The sequence below is a fragment of the Paenibacillus sp. FSL R7-0272 genome (assembly GCF_037969905.1).
Classification (GTDB): domain Bacteria; phylum Bacillota; class Bacilli; order Paenibacillales; family Paenibacillaceae; genus Paenibacillus; species Paenibacillus polysaccharolyticus.
Map to the genome: position 1 here is coordinate 285,110 of NZ_CP150221.1, position 18,325 is coordinate 303,434.

At 46.0% G+C, this 18,325-nt stretch carries 13 protein-coding genes; 5 read left to right on the forward strand and 8 right to left on the reverse strand.

What is annotated here, in order from left to right; all coding sequences use genetic code 11:
* Positions 1-38 precede the first annotated feature (38 nt).
* From MKY23_RS01290 to MKY23_RS01315, 6 genes are all read right to left on the reverse strand, one after another.
* Entirely contained in the window at positions 39-2,930 is a 2,892-nt protein-coding gene (locus MKY23_RS01290; protein WP_339834729.1) for a DUF5704 domain-containing protein, read from the reverse strand.
* A 538-nt stretch (positions 2,931-3,468) separates the two neighbouring features.
* Entirely contained in the window at positions 3,469-4,761 is a 1,293-nt protein-coding gene (locus tag MKY23_RS01295) for an S-layer homology domain-containing protein (RefSeq protein ID WP_154959852.1), read from the reverse strand.
* A 257-nt stretch (positions 4,762-5,018) separates the two neighbouring features.
* Positions 5,019-5,348, reverse strand: coding sequence for a chaperone CsaA (csaA, locus tag MKY23_RS01300; protein ID WP_154959851.1), 330 nt, complete (start codon positions 5,346-5,348; stop codon positions 5,019-5,021).
* Between the two features lie 139 nt (positions 5,349-5,487).
* Positions 5,488-6,120 carry a uridine kinase gene (udk, locus tag MKY23_RS01305; protein WP_090924213.1) on the reverse strand — a complete coding sequence of 211 codons (633 nt, stop codon included), beginning with the start codon at positions 6,118-6,120 and terminating at the stop codon, positions 5,488-5,490.
* A gap of 192 nt (positions 6,121-6,312) precedes the next feature.
* Positions 6,313-7,440 carry a DUF4179 domain-containing protein gene (locus MKY23_RS01310; RefSeq protein ID WP_339834735.1) on the reverse strand — a complete coding sequence of 376 codons (1,128 nt, stop codon included), beginning with the start codon at positions 7,438-7,440 and terminating at the stop codon, positions 6,313-6,315.
* Complete coding sequence (locus tag MKY23_RS01315) at positions 7,424-7,960, reverse strand: sigma-70 family RNA polymerase sigma factor (RefSeq protein WP_339834738.1); 537 nt, start codon at positions 7,958-7,960, stop codon at positions 7,424-7,426. Before MKY23_RS01315 ends, MKY23_RS01310 begins: the two co-directional genes overlap by 17 nt.
* 360 nt (positions 7,961-8,320) lie before the next feature.
* On the opposite strand from MKY23_RS01315, the gene MKY23_RS01320 reads away from it, so the two are divergent.
* From MKY23_RS01320 to MKY23_RS01330, 3 genes are all read left to right on the forward strand, one after another.
* Positions 8,321-9,166, forward strand: coding sequence for a PRD domain-containing protein (locus MKY23_RS01320; protein WP_251511027.1), 846 nt, complete (start codon positions 8,321-8,323; stop codon positions 9,164-9,166).
* Positions 9,167-9,368: 202 nt separating this feature from the next.
* The gene (locus tag MKY23_RS01325) at positions 9,369-11,300 is read left to right on the forward strand and encodes a beta-glucoside-specific PTS transporter subunit IIABC (protein WP_339834743.1); all 1,932 of its coding nucleotides are present in this window, start codon (positions 9,369-9,371) and stop codon (positions 11,298-11,300) included.
* 24 nt (positions 11,301-11,324) lie between these two features.
* Entirely contained in the window at positions 11,325-12,791 is a 1,467-nt protein-coding gene (locus MKY23_RS01330; RefSeq protein WP_339834746.1) for a family 1 glycosylhydrolase, read from the forward strand.
* Positions 12,792-12,976: 185 nt separating this feature from the next.
* Here the strand turns inward: MKY23_RS01330 and MKY23_RS01335 are convergent, their stop codons facing one another.
* Positions 12,977-13,660 (reverse strand): type 1 glutamine amidotransferase domain-containing protein, encoded by a 684-nt coding sequence (locus MKY23_RS01335; protein WP_154959846.1) that lies wholly within the window; start codon positions 13,658-13,660, stop codon positions 12,977-12,979.
* Positions 13,661-13,874: 214 nt separating this feature from the next.
* Here MKY23_RS01335 and MKY23_RS01340 point away from each other — a divergent pair, with 214 nt between their 5' ends.
* Both MKY23_RS01340 and MKY23_RS01345 read left to right on the forward strand, forming a co-directional pair.
* A complete protein-coding gene (locus MKY23_RS01340; RefSeq protein ID WP_154959845.1) occupies positions 13,875-14,522 on the forward strand; it encodes a TetR/AcrR family transcriptional regulator in 648 nt (215 codons plus the stop codon).
* A gap of 175 nt (positions 14,523-14,697) precedes the next feature.
* Positions 14,698-15,165 (forward strand): hypothetical protein, encoded by a 468-nt coding sequence (locus tag MKY23_RS01345; protein ID WP_154891489.1) that lies wholly within the window; start codon positions 14,698-14,700, stop codon positions 15,163-15,165.
* A 128-nt stretch (positions 15,166-15,293) separates the two neighbouring features.
* On the opposite strand, the gene MKY23_RS01350 is transcribed toward MKY23_RS01345, so the two are convergent.
* Positions 15,294-18,323, reverse strand: a complete 3,030-nt coding sequence (locus MKY23_RS01350) for a DEAD/DEAH box helicase (protein WP_339839134.1) — start codon at positions 18,321-18,323, stop codon at positions 15,294-15,296.
* Positions 18,324-18,325 lie beyond the last annotated feature (2 nt).

Below are 18,325 nucleotides of genomic sequence, written 5' to 3' on the forward strand. Positions count from 1 at the left end.
TTCTCCAGATCTTTATCAGTCATCCGTAACTCTATTTCTTAATGAGGCACCTGAGACTGAAAGTCATTTCGACTAGACTGGTCTGCATAATAGAAGAGAATATCGCCATCCTTCAATAGCCATCTACTGCTGTGGTTAGTGCTGTTATTGAATGCAGGTGGGTGGTTGAAACCCTCCAACTGCCACTGATTCATAAGTGGAGCATGGATATATTGCAGATGCGGTACCTGTGTATTGCCGTTGCGTAGACTCTCGATATTAAAGTTGACGACGATGTACCCATTTTTCAAAAAGATATCAGATTGTTCATCCAGCTTATTCTGTCTGGCAAGGGGTTCAAGATTTGTGCCTTTGGGAACAGCGTACACATCTGCCGGCAGACTGTATTCCCCGTACCACCGCTGGATTGCAGCATTGGCCCTGTCAACGTTAACGCTGGTAGGGATATTTGTTTTAGGCCCAATCAGTGTACGAATCGGTGCCGTCAGAATCATCCAGTCATAACGGCCTGTCCAGGTTTTTTGGTGTGAAGTCTGGTTGGCGACTTTGACCATATGTTCTGCTAATGTGAGACGATTGCGTTCGTCTGGTGAAAATTCATACGTATATTGGTAACGTGCCGCATCGCTCAATTCGGTGCCGGGTACATTACGCAGTCGTGAGTTCAACACAACAAATCGTTTCTCCATATCCTGCGCTGAACCAATTCGAATAAGACGTTCCTGCCCCCGATGGTAGTATAGATCAACATCCTGACGGGAAGAGTTATCCTTGTTTATAAAAGAGAATGTGGGTGTTATTCGAATACCATCCTGTTTTCCGAACATATTACCCTTCGTCTTGAGATCAAACTTGAAGTGATAGCCTGTTTTCACAGCAACGTTCCGAAATCCTTCGACCGGATGACTGCCAGGCCGAATCGGCAATACAAATGGAGCAAGGTTTCCTCGGGGGTCACCATCGATGCTACGTAATCCGCTCCAGTAGCTATGACCTGTAGGTTCCGGGCCACCTGGTCGTTTGCGGAATACACTCTCCCAGTTATAGTCGGATACATCCGTCACATGAAAGTCATACAGCCTGCCGATTACATCTACAGGTATCTTATCGCTTGCAACATGATGAGTTAGATCGGTGTTGGCATCGGGTTGCTCTGTGAAGTTTGCTGGTGAATTCTCGGCGATGTTCCGAAATTCGATGGTATATTTCCCCTCGTCCACCCATACTGGCAGATAGAATGTTGTATCCATTTGGTTCACCGGAATGTTGACCCATGTGTGGCTTGGGATGAACTGTGTTCGATCTGCTGTGTAGACGTCAAACGGGAATAACACCTGTTTGATACGAAAATATTTGGCATAGTCCCGGTTGCCATATCCGGGATAACTGGATGCATCTAGGTGCTGTCCGGATGTAGGGATACGCACAATGAAGGGGCGCTCCAAAATCAGTGCAGCACGGGTAGGGTCAGGTGTTGTTTTCTGATTATGCGGCTGATCGTCCGACACCCATGCGTAGTTTACGACGGGGGTGTGCACCGTAACAGTGTTTATCCCATGAATCGGAAGTATCTTGTTGGCTCCGCCGTCCACGTTACCTGGTAGTAGATCATAATAGATCTGGCCAGAACTTTCCGTGTTGGCTTTGTTTCGCAGGGAACTGCTGATCCTGTGGTTGGGAGTGTACAAGACATCCCGTCCAATTGTTGTTGGTGAAGGAATGTTGTTCGGCAGTGGCCCATCCTTGGTAGTTTCGTTATCATTCATGATCACTGCATTATTGAACTTCACCAAATCATTTTTTACGGTGCTTTGTGGTGTGTTAGTTTCCGCCATTCCCTTTAATAGGGCTGTGTCATCTGGTAAATCCGGGGGTGCATTCAAGCCACCTGTTAGTTTGGATGGAGTATAAGAGATGGATGACGTTTGTCCTGGCCTCACATGACGTTCAACGGCAGAGTCATTGCTGGATTCAAGTGTCGGTGGAACATAACCAGCAGGATTCATCGTAATGGTTTCGCCAGGCAGTGCATAATTTTTCATCGTTGCTTTGACGAGCTTGTACACTTCAAGATTGCTAATCATCCAGTAGGAATAGTCTCGTGTAATTTGAAAGTTGTATGGTTTAGGAACGGTATCATTTTTAGGTATAGGTGTGCCATCCCTACATCCGTCGTCATTACAGACCTGCGGTCCAGGTACGGTCCATTCTCTATCATAGGAGATGGTGATATTACAATCATATATCACTTTGCCGCTCATTTTGGTCCAGGCTTGCTTGAATAGATAATTGTCCGCGAAGGCGTTAGTGTAAAGAGACTCGGAAGTAGGAATTCCTTTCAATACATCGAATGTTTCATTTCCTCTGTTATCTGAATTTATTATACCTGTAGCGTTGGGATCAAGGTCACTCATATTCATCGTTGTACCTGGAGATGGTGATCCAATCGTAGGCGTACAGCCACCACCGCCTCCGCTATCTCCACCGCCGGTATTCCCGCCTCCGTCGTCACCACCACCACCGGTTCCCTGTTCAACACCAATGGTTGTGCGGGTTGTTAATTGGAATCCGTCTTTTTCCCATAAAACCGTGATAGATGTAGTACCCCTGCTAATCGCTTGTACCATCCCGGAATTACTTACCGTTGCAACAGAGGGATTGGAGGACTCCCAGGTGGTCGTTCCTCCGCTGCCCGTGTTTACATTGGTTTCTGCACCAAAGTTACCATCCCCTGTTTTGGTTTTAACCATCGCATTGAGTTGTTTGGTTTGATTTAACCGGATTTGCCCTCCAGGGGAAAGGTTTATTTCTTTGGTGGTTTCGGCTTGGCCTTTCCAGTAAAGGTCAGTATTAAAAATATAATCAGCTGACCATTTAGGGGGATTATAAGGTCTAGCTGCTGTCGCTGGAATGATACCTCCGATTTTCATAATAAATTTTGTCCTTCTACCATTAAAAGATTCGACAGAGAGGAGTTGAGGCATGTTTAAGTCCGCATCATAGTGTTTTGTATCATCCATATAATGAGGTACTAACGACACTTCAGTTAGTTCTGATCTTAGATGGGGCTCTTCATTTTTATCTATGTATATCGTAGGTTTATATTCATCCTTATCCAAATCGAGATCTACGCAAATTGTTGACGAAACGGGCCTGTTCGTTGCTGGATCATTGTTGAGCAAAGTGTTAGGTCCATTACAACCACCTTCAACACGCCATCGGTGATCATCATGTTGATAAATATATATACCGATATTTGTCATTTTCTCGCCTTCAACAGGTATAATTTTTTTTTGAGATTTGGCAGGTGTCGCAGGAACTATATAGGGAGATCTTATCTCAGGTTTAGTGCCTGGGCCACCACCTGCATATACCAAAGAAACAGGGTTTATTACCACGCTAATAGTTAAAGTGGTTATCAGAATTTTTTTAATAAATCTTTGCATCCTTAAAAGATTGTTATCTAAATTATTTTGTATCGAAGACACTGTATACCTTCCCCTCCTTAGTTTCTATTGTTAAGGCTCTCGTCAGCGATTGATTAAAATGTAATAGTCCTTGCCCCCAATAAACAGGATTTTTGACTCCGAATGCCCCTTTGTTCAAAGTGTAATCTCCTGTTTTAGGTGCTTCGTAAGATAAGAATGCCTTTGATTGTGGTGATTTTAAAGGGTTGAATGTCGCTGAGTTAAGAAGCCCCCCAGCTTGAAGCTGATTCATAGATTCTGATCTGATATTTAGCACAAATTCCACAAAGGAAAACTGTCGTCCATTCTGAAGCTTAACACCTTCATCTACGAAAACAGGGTAATAAATACTGCGATTATTACTAGGGACGTTAGTGTCTACAACAATCCAGTTTAAAATTTTCAAATCAGCATAATTTGTCTCAGTGACGATGTATTTGTTGCGGACTAATGAAAAGTCATCCGTTACTACATCCTCATACTTCTGATTACCTGTTAAAAGTATCTTCCTTTCAGGGGTCTTTTTAAATGATTTGGATATCACACTCAGATTGGTGCCTGTCAATCCCACCTGCCGTAGCTCATTTAGCCCTTGAAGATCGGCAGGTTTGGTTTTGGCCACGGACGCGTAACGACTGAGCAACACCGCGACTTCTGCCCGGGTTGTGGTGCGGTTTAAGCCAAATGTTTTATCATTCGCAACGCTCATCAGCCCAGTTCCAAGGGCAACGGCGACAGCATTTTTTTGCGAGTCGGCCAGCTTGCCTGTAAAATATTCCTTCGCAGGAATGACGGTGTTTGTTACATCCGAGAGAGCCTGTCCATAGTCTGAATCCACTACACTCAATCCTTGTGTTAACCATTCTGCCATTTCGCCCCGTTCAAGTGCAGCTTGAGCACCCAGTTTGTCCTTATAGCTGGAAGGATGGATAAATCCTTTGGCAATCGCCGTAGAGACACCATTTTTAGCCCACTCCGGTACATCTGTAAAATGATTCGGTTCAGCAGTCGGTAGCTCCGGCTGATCATTCAAACGTGCTAAAATACTAGCCATTTCAGCTTTGGTGACGGGTAAACCTGGTTTAAACGTTCCGTCGGCATATCCCTTGAAATAACCTTTCTCTACTGCGGAATAAATTGCTGAGGATGCCCAGTGGGATGCGGGTACATCTTTAAATGAGCTGACGGCTTGCGCTGCTTCGACTGTACTAGTGCCGCCCATTCCCGCCAAACTTGCATATCCCCCTACGAATAAAGCTAGTGCTGCTAAACTGGAAATCATCTGTTTTCTCATGAATCTAACTCCTCTCAATGGATATAGAATGGCCCTGATATGTACTTACTAGGATTCTATTTGCTAAATTTGTAATAATAATCAATATTCTACCATGTATATCCTCTCGGAAACACAAAAAAGGCCACGAATCCGCAGATTCATAGCCTTATGCTTTAAGGTCTCTCGAAATATGTAATTCATTTCAGTTATTGCTCAATACATAGAGAATACTCCATTTTCCAACATTTGAAAACCCTATGTACATAAAAATAAATTTAAGCAATCGGTGTTCCATTCGGTAACGGATGATCTGGGGAGAGCAGGACGACATCACCTTCGCCGGGAACACCGCCCAGTACAAGTACCTCGGACACGAAACCGGCAATCCGCCGAGGTGGGAAATTCACGACAGCAACGACCTGTTTGCCAATCATCAGCTCGGGCGTGTAACGGTGGGTGATCTGGGCACTGGAATTTTTTAAACCGAGTGGCCCGAAATCTATTCTCATCTTAATCGCAGGAACACGAGCCTTCAGGAAAGGTTCAGCCTCCACCACGGTACCTACCCGAATATCATGTTGCATGAACTCTTCAAAAGTAGCCATAGATAAACTCCTCTCAACGAAACGATGTCATATAGTATAGATGATATATCCATCCCCGAAAACAAAAAATCCAGATTACGCTGTATCGTAACCTGGATTAATCCCTGAAAAACTCCTGTTATCCTATATGCAACTTTGATTAAGATCTGTTCCAGTTTTCTCCCGTGAGATATTTCTCGGTAAGAATGGACAGCATCTGAATCCCTACTTCATTATGCCCACCCTCAGGGATGATGATATCCGCATACTTTTTGGACGGTTCGATAAACGCATCATGCATCGGTTTTACCGTTTCGAGATATTGTTTGTACACGGATTGAATCGAGCGTCCACGCTCTTCCATGTCCCGCAGTACTCTGCGCAGAATGCGTACATCGGAGTCGGTATCTACAAATACCTTGATATCCAGCAGTGTACGAAGATGCTCATCAATTAGAACGTGTAACCCTTCGACAATGATGATGTGGTTTGGCGCAAGCTCAATCGTTTCGCCTGCAGCGCGGTTATCTATGGTGAAGTCATACACAGGAGCATACGCTGGCTGGCCCTTTTTTAACAGGGTAAGATGCTCAATCAACAGATCGTTATCAAAAGCAAACGGGTGATCGTAATTCGTCAGTCTGCGTTGCTCTGGTGTGAGGTCTGACTGGTCTTTGTAATAATTGTCTTGGGATATGAATGTAACTTTGGCTGATCCCAGACGTTCAATAACGGAGCGAGCTACCGTTGTTTTGCCGGAGCCGGTTCCTCCGGCGATACCAATAATGAGCATGGTTGTTCCATAAACCTCCCTAAAGTGGCAGCATGATCAATCGATAAAGAGTGCCCAAAATGTTTTATTTTTAAGCGCGATTTGCATGTCTGTCTGCGAATACACAATTCCTTCATTGTATCACAGCTCGCGAACTTTTTCACCTTGAGGAACAGACCATGTTTTGCCTTCAAAGGAGGAAGTTCATTTTCACTATGGCAGCTGGATTTTCATTTCCATCCCCTTAATGAATTGATCGTCTTTAACCTCTTCGGCAAAATCATCTTTCACCTTAAAAGGCTTCACAATCAGGTATTTCACATCCTTGGCTGTGGTAGCATAGATATTTTCCCAGTTCAACTGGTTTGCTTGATACACACCTTCACCGCTCAATGCAGTCAATTGTCGGCCTTGATCATCATAGACAGCGAATCTGATTTCACGTAGCTGTTTCTCTTCTTTTTTACTTAACGTTTCTTCCCCTTTTAACGCGATCGAAGCAGTTAGACGAGTCGTAATAGGGGTGACCTCGGCTTTGTTCACAGTGACCGTGTACAGATCATTTTCTATCGTGCTATTCGGCTGAACGTTATGAGTGTCCGTTGTAGATTTAGTGAACGGAACGGTCAATTCGAACTCATGATCCATACCTTGCAACTTCAACTTCACTTTAGCTTCGAACTGATCCGGGATGGCGCCTGTGTGATCTGCAGGAATGACCTGTTCAAAAAGCAACGTATCAGGCTCGTTCGCCCCGGCTGAACTATAGAACAGACCGCTATCTGGACGAGAATCGTTCACATCGAAAAATACATTTTCAACGCCACTGCTCAGCTTTACGATATCTTTGCCATTGTCGTACATGCCCTGATTGAGATTAGGTGCAGTAACATGAACGAGAAACGCTGCACGTGTGCCGTCATAGACCGTTTCTAATACTTTGAATTTCACATCCTGATAAGTGAAAGAGCTGTTCACTGGTGTAGTCAAACCTTCGTTGCCTGCTGTTCTCAGACCCATATCAGCTTCAATCGAGCTGAAGAGACTGCCTATCAGTGGAATGTTGCGCAACGAGTCAGCCATTGCTGGAGAGACAAAACCGGATGCAAATACCGTTAAGCCCAGCACACCTGCTGCGACAGCAGCTCCTGCGGTACGGCGTAGTGGCTTATGAACACGTTTTGATGGATGAGCCTGAAACGACTCCATATTCATTTGGCTAGCTGATTCCGGAAGGGAATCCAGTGTGGCATCAATGCGGTTACGTACGATTTTAGACATGGCAGGACGCTCCTTGGCTTGTTCTTTTAATTTTTGATCGAGATTAAACGGGTTCGACATGTAATTTTACCTCCCGAAAGTTTTTGAATTTTTGATATAGCTCTTTCCTTGCCCGGCTCAGCCTCATCTTCACGGCGCTTTCGGACAGGCCCAGTGTATCGGCGACTTGACGCAGGCTCATATCTTCAAAGTAGTGCAGTACAATCACAATGCGTTTGGTTTCTTCCAGCTGATCGACTGCTTCTCGCATATCCACCTCATCGTATGGACTGGATTGTGCCTGATGTTCTGCGGGTACTTCTGCGTAAGAAGTGGAGAGAGAGCGGCGGGATAACAAGGTATTGCATTCATTGATGAGAATACGGAACATCCAGGTTTTGAAATACTGTGGTTCCCGAAGGGTATGCATGGATTTGTAGGCTTTCAGGATCGTCTCCTGAATCGCGTCCGCGGCATCCTCTTCTTTGCGCAGCATGGATATGGCGGTATTGTATAGGGAATTTTCGATCTCTCGAATCAGCCTGATGAAAGCTTCACGATCTCCCTGGATAGCCTGTGTGATGAGATCGGGTGAATCCATAGTTAACAGCTCCTTTCATAACGGGTTTATATCGTGTTAGAGATACATCTCTTGGCCGGTTTTACATAGATTAGACTGCCGGGTGGGGCAGATGGTCACATTTATTTTTGAATAAAAAAGTTCTAGTTTGTTAGACGCTTAGGAGCAACAGATGCCCTTCATGCGTAGCAAAATGCCAAAGTACAGGTTACATAGGAAGCAGGCTCTGATTCTCCTGATATTAACCAATTGACTTTTCGAAGGATGTGCCTATAATAAAAGTATATTGTTAACACGGACTGTTACTGGGGAAACCAGGCATGACCGAATTCGATTGCTTTCGTGTAATCGCTTTCGGTCTTTTTATATTTCTAACGGGGGGTGAGAACATTGAAGGTTATCAAAAAAGTGAATAATAACGTGGCCATTGCGATTAATGAGCATAACGAAGAGGTATTCGTGGTGGGCAAAGGTGTAGGGTTTCTCAAAACCCCATATGAGCTGACCGAGACGGATCTGGTGGAGAAAATCTTCGTGGCCCCGAAGAACATCCGGATGTATGACCTGCTAAACAGCATTCCGATTGAGGATATCTATCTCGCGGAGGAAGTGATGAAGCTGGGCAGTGAGATTTTGAACAAAACCTTTAACCCGAATCTGCTTCTCACCCTGTCCGACCATATCAGCTTTGCCCTTTCCCGAACCAGAGAGGGCATCAACATTAAAAATCCACTGGAATGGGAAGTACGGACACTGTATCCGAGTGAGACCCGGGTAGGGGAAGCTGCACTGAAGCTGATTCAGGAGAAAACGAATTTGGCTCTGCCGTCAGCCGAGATCACCTTGCTTGCCCTGCATTTTGTGAATGCACAGGTAGGTTCTGGCGAGATGAGTGATACAACCAAGGTAACTACCGTGACGGGAGAGATCCTTTCCGTAATCAAATACGCACTCAAGATTGATTTTCAAGAGGACTCCATTCATTTCATGCGGTTCGCTACACATATAAGATACTTCATCATGCGGCAGATGAGCGGCAAGTCGCTGAAAGATGAGAATGAGTCCCTGTATACGATGGTGAAGGAAAAGTTCCCGAAGGAACTCGCTTGTGTGGAGAAGATTGCTGATTTCCTGAAAACAAACTATGGCTGGACATGTTCCGATGATGAGAAGTTGTATCTGATCCTGCACATCCAGCGATTAACCACTAACGAACCAGCAGAATAACAGCTACTCTCCAGGTTCTTCTGTCATCGAAGTGTCAGTGTAAATGATCCTTAGCTTTAACTAGTAGGACAACTGAATACTCATTAATGGACTGTTACTGATTCGATCAGGCATGACCAAGCGTAGGGAATGACGATTCCCCGGCTTGGTCATTTTTCATATATATCTAATTATCCATCATGAAGCAGAGGAGAACAGGATTATGAATAATAAAGACTTGGCTAAAAACGTGCTTGAGCTCGTTGGCGGCGAGCAAAATATATCCGGACTTACACACTGTGCTACCCGTTTGCGTTTTGTATTGAAAGACGATGGTAAGGCCAATTTGAAGGAGCTGAATCAGCTGGAAGGTGTGCTTAAAGCGCAGAACTCCGGGGGGCAGGTTCAGATCATCATTGGAGCGAAAGTAGATGCTGTTTACAATGAAGTCAAAAACTTAACCTCAGATCGACTTGAAAATTCCGAGGAATCCGCAGCAAGCAGTGGATCGAAGAAAAAACGCAATCCGTTCAATGCGGTACTTGAAACGATTGCCGGTATTTTTACGCCGATCCTGCCAGCACTGGTTGGTTGCGGCATGATCAAATGTTTTGCCACGGTAATGGCAGCACTCGGATGGTTGGAAGGGTCTGGGTTCATGGTCATTATCAATATGATCGGTGACTTGATCTTTTATTTCTTGCCGTTCTTCCTTGCTGTCAGCGCAGCACATAAGTTCAAAACAAATCCCTATCTGGCAGTAGCGCTTGCCGCTGGACTGATGCATCCGACGATTTTGAATGCGGCAGCTAAAATAGCTGAGACAGGTGTGAGCACCGTTGATTTTCTGGGCATGCCGATCCTGTTAATGAAGTATTCATCCTCGGTTATTCCTATTATTCTGGCTGTTTGGATTATGAGTTACTTATATCCACTCGTCAATCGAGTGATTCCTAAGTTTTTGCAAGTGTTGCTTACGCCAATGATCGTGCTGTTTATTATGGTTCCACTTGAACTTATCGTGTTTGGCCCTGTGGGTTCACATATTGGTGACTGGCTGACGAACGGTATTAACTCACTCTTCTCCACGGCGGGTGTTCTGGCAGGGGCGATTCTCGGATTCTTTAAACCGATTATGGTTATGTTTGGTATGCACTATGCCATCATGCCGATTCAGATTCAACAGGTGGCTAAACTGGGTGCAACGGTGCTGATTCCTACAGCACTGGCAGCGAATCTGGCGCAAGCTGGCGCGGCCTTTGGTGTATTTGTCCTAACGAAGAACAAAACGATGAAATCTGCTGCGGGATCTAGTGGCATCACGGCGTTATTCGGAATTACGGAGCCAGCAATCTATGGTGTAACGTTGAAATATAAACGCCCTTTCTTCGCAGCTTGTTTGGCTGGTGGTATCGTTGGTGGATTTTACAGTCTGGTTCATACCACGGCTAATGCAATTGCACTTCCAGGTTTATTGGCGCTAGGCACGTACACAGCAGATCGTTACATCTATGTCATCATCGGGTGTATTGCTTCAGTGGTATTAGCCTTTGTATTTACCCTGATTGCGGGCATTAAGGAAGATACAGACGGAAGCCCGTCGCAGAAAACTTCTGGCACAGTAAACACCGATCAATCGAATGCAGTGGCAAGCACAGTACAATCAGAAAAGTCTATTTTGAACGACACTTCTTCTTCAGACATGCTCATCGTAAGTCCGATGACGGGTGAGATTAAACCGATCTCCGAAGTAGAGGATCAAGCTTTTGCACAAGAACTGATGGGAAAAGGGATTGCGATCGTGCCAACGGAAGGCAAGGTATATGCCCCGTTTGACGGAGTGGTTGAAGCTCTTTATCGCACGAAACATGCTATTGGTTTAAAGGCAAATAACGGCGTAGAGATTCTGATCCATATCGGGGTAGACACCGTCAGCCTGAAAGGCAAATATTTTAACGCACACATCAAACAGGGAGAGACCATCCAAGCAGGAGATTTGTTGGTGGAGTTTGATCCAGACGGCATTAGATCAGCAGGCTATAACACGATTACATCGATTGTTGTTACTAACATGCAACAATATGGAGATGTGCTCACGACAGCGAGCAGTGGCCCGATCCGGGAGAGTGAAGCTTTAATTAAACTTATTCCTTAAATAAAAATACAGGAGGAAATTACAATGACGAATATGAGCAAATCCCATTTTCCAAAAGACTTTTTATGGGGCGGTGCACTGTCTGCTTGTCAGGCAGAGGGAGCTTATGGTGTGGACGGCAAGAGCCTGACCATTCCCGAGGTCATGAAGTTTAACGAGAAGAACGACCGCAAAGTAACCAAACAGATTCGGGTGAACTGGGAGATGATTGAGGAAGCTCGAAACGACCCGAATGCGGCGAACTATCCGAAGCGGCGAGGAATTGATTTTTATCATCGATTCCGTGAGGATATTGCGTTGTTTGCCGAGATGGGCTTCAAAGTGTTCCGTTATTCGATTGCGTGGGCGAGAGTGTTTCCGGGCGGGGATGATGCTTCTCCAAACGAGAAGGCATTGCAGTTCTACGATCAGGTCATTGATGAATGTTTGAAGTATGGTATGGAGCCGTTGATTACTATTAGCCATTTTGATACTCCGATTGTACTGATGGACAAGTTCGGTGGCTGGTACAACCGCAAGCTCGTGGATCTATATGTGAAGTATTGCGAAGTGCTGTTCAATCGCTACAAAGGAAAAGTGAAATACTGGGTTACGTTCAACGAGATTAATATGAGTGTCAAAGCATCGGCTAAAACGCTCGGTATCATTGATTATGACGCGCCTAATTACGAGGAAATGCTCTTTCAGGGTCTGCACCACCAGTTTGTGGCTGCTTCCAGAGCAACCAGACTGGCACATGAGATTGATCCGAGTAATCAGATTGGCAGCATGGTGGCCTATTTCACCACGTATCCGTACACGTGCAAGCCGGAGGACGCGTTACAGATGCAGCAGGATGATCAGATGAAAAATCAGTTTTATCTGGATGTGCTCAACAAGGGAGAATACCCGTACTACAGCAAGACGTATTTTAAAAATAAAGGCATTCAGCTACGCATTGAGGATGGCGACCTGGAAGGAATTCGGGCACATACGGCTGACTTTGTAGGCATGTCGTATTACAACTCCATGATCTCCAGCAGTGATACCGAGCAGCTTGAATTAACAGCGGGTAATGTGCACAGCGTGTACAAAAATCCGCATCTACCCGCAAACGAGTGGGGATGGCAGATTGATCCGATCGGCCTGCGTTATACATTGAATCTGGTCTATGACCGGTATCAAAAACCTGTGTTTATTCTGGAAAACAGTTCCGGTTTTTATGACACACTGAATGAAGATGACACGGTGAATGATCCCTATCGGATTGATTTTTTAAGCAAACATATCGAACAGATGGGACTGGCCATCGCGGATGGCGTCGAGGTACTTGGGTATACGATGTGGGGTCCGATTGATATGATCAGTTCAGGTACATCGGAGATGAGTAAGCGCTACGGATTTATCTATGTGGATCAGGACGACTACGGTAAGGGTACGCTGAAAAGGATTCGCAAAGACTCGTTCTACTGGTATCAGAATGTAATCCGTACCAATGGGGCAGAACTGTAACCGCATGGCACCTGTATCTATAGTGAAGTTGTGGTTAATTCCTAGTAGTTTCCAAAAGGCTTAAGACTAGAAACAGTAATAAAACAGCACGTACCCATCAGATCATGACGGATACGTGCTGTTTGTGTTGTGTAAATTGTTGCAACATTCATTTATATAAAAGCTCATGGGGGAGCTGAGGTATCTTACAGACCAAGCAATTCTTTGACACTTTCAGCTACGGCTTTGCTGGATTGCGGGTTTTGTCCCGTAACCACACGTCCATCTGTTGTCACATAGGAAGTGTAAGGAGAGGATTTAACGTACTCGGAAGCACGTTCCCGAAGTGCATCTTCGAGCAGGAATGGAACATATTTCGTTTGTTGTGCCAGTTCTTCTTCCTCATTGGTGAAGCCGGACACTTTTTTATCGTTAATCAGAAGCAAGCCATTGGACAGCTTCACATTCAGCAGGGCAGTAACCCCGTGGCACACGCCGGATACTACGCCACCTTTTTCATAAATATCACGTGATAGCGCTTGAAGTTCGGCATTGTCCGGGAAATCCCACATTGTACCGTGTCCACCTGTGAAGTAGATGGCATCGTAGTCGCTTGCGCTTACTTCGCTCGGTTTCAATGTATTTTTCAATTTGTTCATGAAGGATTCGTTCTCGAAATAAGCTTTGGTGCTGGCATCCAGAGAGTCGCCCAGACTTTTCGGATCAAGTGGCACGTTGCCACCGTTCGGGCTAACCAGATCAATCTGCACATTATCGTTATGGTCGAACTCTTCAATGAAGTGAGTGGCTTCACTGAGCCACAGACCTGTAGGTTCATCTTTGGTTGCATATTTATCGACATTGGTCAAAACAACTAATACTTTTTTCATCGTGAAAACCTCCTGTACATGCTTGTAATTTAAATTGTGTAAAATATAATCGTTAACAACTTCATGCAGACAATATATCATACTCATTTGTTAAAGTAAACTAAAACGATGAAATTCGTATAGTTAGTTTATTCTATCTATTTTGTCCAGGCATGGTATACTCATTATATTGTCCAATTTGGAGCAATTGACGCAGCATGAAGGAGGTACCCCCTTGAAACGTTTGGAAAATTCACAAAAACTACTAACCAAAATCATTCCGGTTCTGCGTGCAAAGTCCATCAGTTCACTGCGCATGGATGACATCGCGAAACATATGGATATCAGCAAGGCAACCCTATATAAATATTTCTCATCCAAAGAGGAAATTATCCAGAACGTACTGAACGTGTATATTGAGGAGATTCATGATTCCCGGGCAACGATGGACGATGATACGATCTCGTACGAGCGTAGATTTCAGATTGCCTATGAGCATGCGATGACCCATGTGTTGTATCTTCCCGAGTTCTTTTGGAACGAGGTGAAGAAGCTTTACCCGGAATTATACGAAGGCATTGCTTCCGCCTTGCGGCATCATAGTGAACAGTTATGTTCCTTTTTTGAAAAGGGAATAGAACAAGGTATTTTTAATCGCATTAGCCCAGTGTTATACATGATTCAGGATGAAGCGGTGATCCGCAAAATTGCTGAACCTTCGTTTTCCATTACACATGATATGACCATCCGGCAGGGTTTGTTTGACTTCTACATCCTAAAGAAACATCAGTTACTTAACCCGTCAAGGATTAAGAATCTGGATGATCAGCCGGTGAAATCATACATTAACGAACTGATTCAACAGCTATCACGGACGATGTAATTAGCAGATATGAGAGTTTATTGGATGGCTAGCTCTGGATATAACAACGGGAAGTATATATTTTATTTCAAATTTAAAATAAATAGATTTAAAGTCCTAGGTCTTCTGATATAATCATGTCGAAAGATGTCAATTATGACCAGATGTCTTCTACATATTTTGGGAGGTCTACCCTATGAAAAAGTCAACAAAGCTTCTCTCTTCAACAGCTATTGCTGCAATTGCAGCAGTATCGGTTGTCACTTCTGCATCGGCAGCAAGTGCAACTGTGGCAAATTCCGTTTCTTCATTGTCTGGTATTAACATCTCCTCTATGGATATTGAAACGGCCTTGATGATGGTGCAGCAGGAGCGCACCAGATTGCTGGATGCTCAATTGCAAACACAAATTCAAGAGGTACAGAACCGCAATCAACAGATTGCTGATCTCAATGCAAAATTGCAAGTGGCTCAGCAAAACGGAGATCAAGCCGCTGTGCAAACATTGAAAGGCCAGATTGATGCCCTCAGCAATTCGCAACAAATGGATATGCTTCGTTTACAGTCCATGTCTAACAAGCGGAATGAAGCTTTTGATCTCATGACTAATTTCATTAAAAAGATGCAAGACTCCAGATCCTCTATCATCGGTAACATGCGCTAGAACTGGGATCCCAATACAAGGTTTAGAATGGTACTTTCATCAAGAAGCACAACGTTACAAAAGCAAAAAGAGCGAAGCCGGAATCCACATTCCAAAGCTTCGCTCTTTTTTTATTTTACTCAGCCAGCTTAACCAGACCAGTCCCGGCGACGCGTGAACAAATCCTTCAGCTCATCGGTCGACAGTTCGGTAATCCAGTTCTCCGAACTCGTGATGATGTTGTCACTAAGTTGTTGCTTGCTCTCCAGCATCTCGTCGATGCGTTCCTCGAGCGTACCGAGAGAGATAAACTTGTGCACCTGCACGTCCTTGGTTTGTCCCATCCGATAGGCCCGGTCTGTTGCCTGGTTCTCCACTGCGGGGTTCCACCAGCGGTCAAAGTGGAAGACATGATTGGCCGCCGTCAGATTTAGCCCAACACCACCAGCCTTGATGGACAGAATGAAGACCGAAGGTTGCTTGTCCGCAGGCAGTGTGCGAGACTGGAATTCCTCAATCATACGATCCCGTGCTGTCTTCGACGTACCGCCATGCAGGTAGAGTACAGGCTCTTGCAGCTCCTGCCGTAGCACTTGCTGTAATATCTGCCCCATGCCGATATATTGTGTGAAAATCAGGCAGCGTTCGCCCTCGTCACGTAGCTCACGAACCAGCTCCATGAGCCGTTCCAGCTTGGCCGAGCGGCTGATCAGCATCGCCATGTCCTGCGGACTGTACACGTCATAGGTTGATGTTGCCGGATCATCCGCAGGCAGTTCTTCAGGCAACGTTTCCTTGGTGAGCAACAGCGGGTGGTCACACAATTGCTTCAATTGGGTTAACGCGGAGAGAATCGCGCCTTTGCGCTTGATGCCCTCCAGCTCTTTCATTTTATCCATCAGGGCTTGCACCGATTGGTCATATAATGCACTCTGTTCACCTGTGAGGTGAATATATGTTTTCATCTCATTTTTGTCCGGCAGATCGAGCTGGATATTCGGATCTTTTTTCTTACGGCGAAGCATAAAAGGTTTCACCAGTTGTTGCAGATCCTGCATGCGCTGCTCATCCTTATCCTTTTCAATCGCACTGATGAAGCGGGTTTGAAATGCCCGGGCACTGCCCAGATAACCCGGATTAATGAAATCATAGATCGACCACAGTTCGGATAACCGATTCTCGATCGGCGTACCTGTAAGCGCAATGCGATGTTTCGCCGGGAAGCTGCGTACAGCCAGGGACTGTTTCGTCTGGGCATTCTTGATATTCTGTGCTTCATCGAGGCAGATAGCAGCCCATGTATAGGTTTCCAGCAGTTCCTGATCCAGCGTCGCCGTGGCGTAGGAAGTAATGATAATATCCGACTGTTCGGCTTGCTCCCGGAATTCTTCTCCGTTTAACCGGCGTGCCCCGTAATGCAGACTGACACGGATGGAAGGAGCAAAACGGCTGATTTCCTTCTGCCAGTTCCCGAGTACGGATGTTGGACAAATCAGAAGGGCAGGTGCTTGTCCAGGTAGTCTTGGCTCATGATCTTTAATGTGCAACAAATACGTAATGAACTGAATCGTTTTCCCAAGACCCATATCATCAGCAAGACAAGCGCCTAAGCCGAATCTGCGCAGAAAACCAAGCCAAGCAAAACCTTCCTTCTGGTAGGAACGTAGCTCTGCGTGAAGTCCCTCCGGAACGGGCAGGGAAGGGGCTCCGCCTTGTCCGCCTCCGAGCTGAGCGATGACCCGGTTCAGATGATCATTTAACTCCACCTCAAGCCGGATACTCTCGCTGGTCTGAGATGGCTCTGGTTCCTGTTCGCCCTCGGCCTGTTGACCTTCCTTCCATTTCTGCTTGGCATATTCACGCTGTTCATTGTGAAGTAGATGCAGATGCAGAATATCCTGGAAAGAGAGTCCTTCCTCCCGATCTACACCACCCATCGCTCTGCGAATTTGCTCCAGCAGATCGGGGTCGAGCGGAACCCATTCGCCGCGGAATCGGACGAGTCGTTCATTACGGGCGACGAGATCTGCAAATTCTTCTTCACTAAGATCACTATCCCCAATAGCGATGCGCCAGTCAAAATGAATGATGGAGTCCAATCCAAAGAACGATTGGCCCCGCTCACTGCCTTCCTCCGGTTTTACCTTGGCTCGCAGCTTTGGTTTTTTCTTCCGGGCGGCTTCCCACCAGCCCGGCAATAGAACTTGCCATCCCGCGGCTAGCAAGCGACCGCTCTCTTGGGTCAGAAACTGCCAGGCTTGCTGATCATCCAGCGGATCGCTCAGAATATCTCGTCTGCCGCTGATGGAACTGCCAAGACGCGGCAGTTGCGCACGCAGCTGATCCAGCCAGCCAGCCGAGCGATCCAGAACAAATGGCGTCCAAGCTTCGGGCCATTCGCCCTCCAGTCGTCCGCGTGAATCAAGCATGACGGGCACGAGAACGGCAGCATCCAGCTTGTTCTGCAATACCAAACGCAGTCGCCAGGAGAAGTCATCCTCGTCCGGCTCCTGCAATTGCAGCATCGGGCGGAAGGGTGCAGCATCGGCTTTCCAACCGATGGACACCAGCCACGACCGAGCATCAAGGCCGCCTGTTCGCGGAAGCACTCCGCGCTCGGGGAAGAGCTGTGGGAACTCCCGCCGCAGGTCGGTGGCTGCTTCTTCGGAGCTATACCAGCGCTGGAACACAGCGGCGGAGTAAGCTGCGTCAAGTCCTTCAGCGAAACTTTCATCCGTCTGCTGCATGGCTTGGTGAAGTGCAGCCAGATCCTGCTTTTTCAGACTATCCGAGTCCCACGTCCATTGCAGTTGTCCGGCACGATAAGCCTCAAAGCTGGGTACATGCTTGCGATTATCAATAGACGAGGACAGTATCGGGGCTAGTCGGATCAGGTACTCAGCCTGTTCATCCCACTTCCACTCAATATGAATCAGAGTCTTCATCTCTGCAAAGAATGGGAGAACCTCTTCCGCAGGCAACACCACAAGCTCAATCTCTTCAATCTGCCGGATTTCAAGCTCCGTGCCGTAAAAGGAAGGAGCATGCCATGCGAATAGACGTTGTTTCAACGACTGGCCTGACACAAAGTGATGTGTATTCAGCGCACCGTAAAATAGCGCATCGCCATAGCCGGTCAACGCCACGTGTACCTCAATCGTTTCTGTGTAGGGGTGAATTA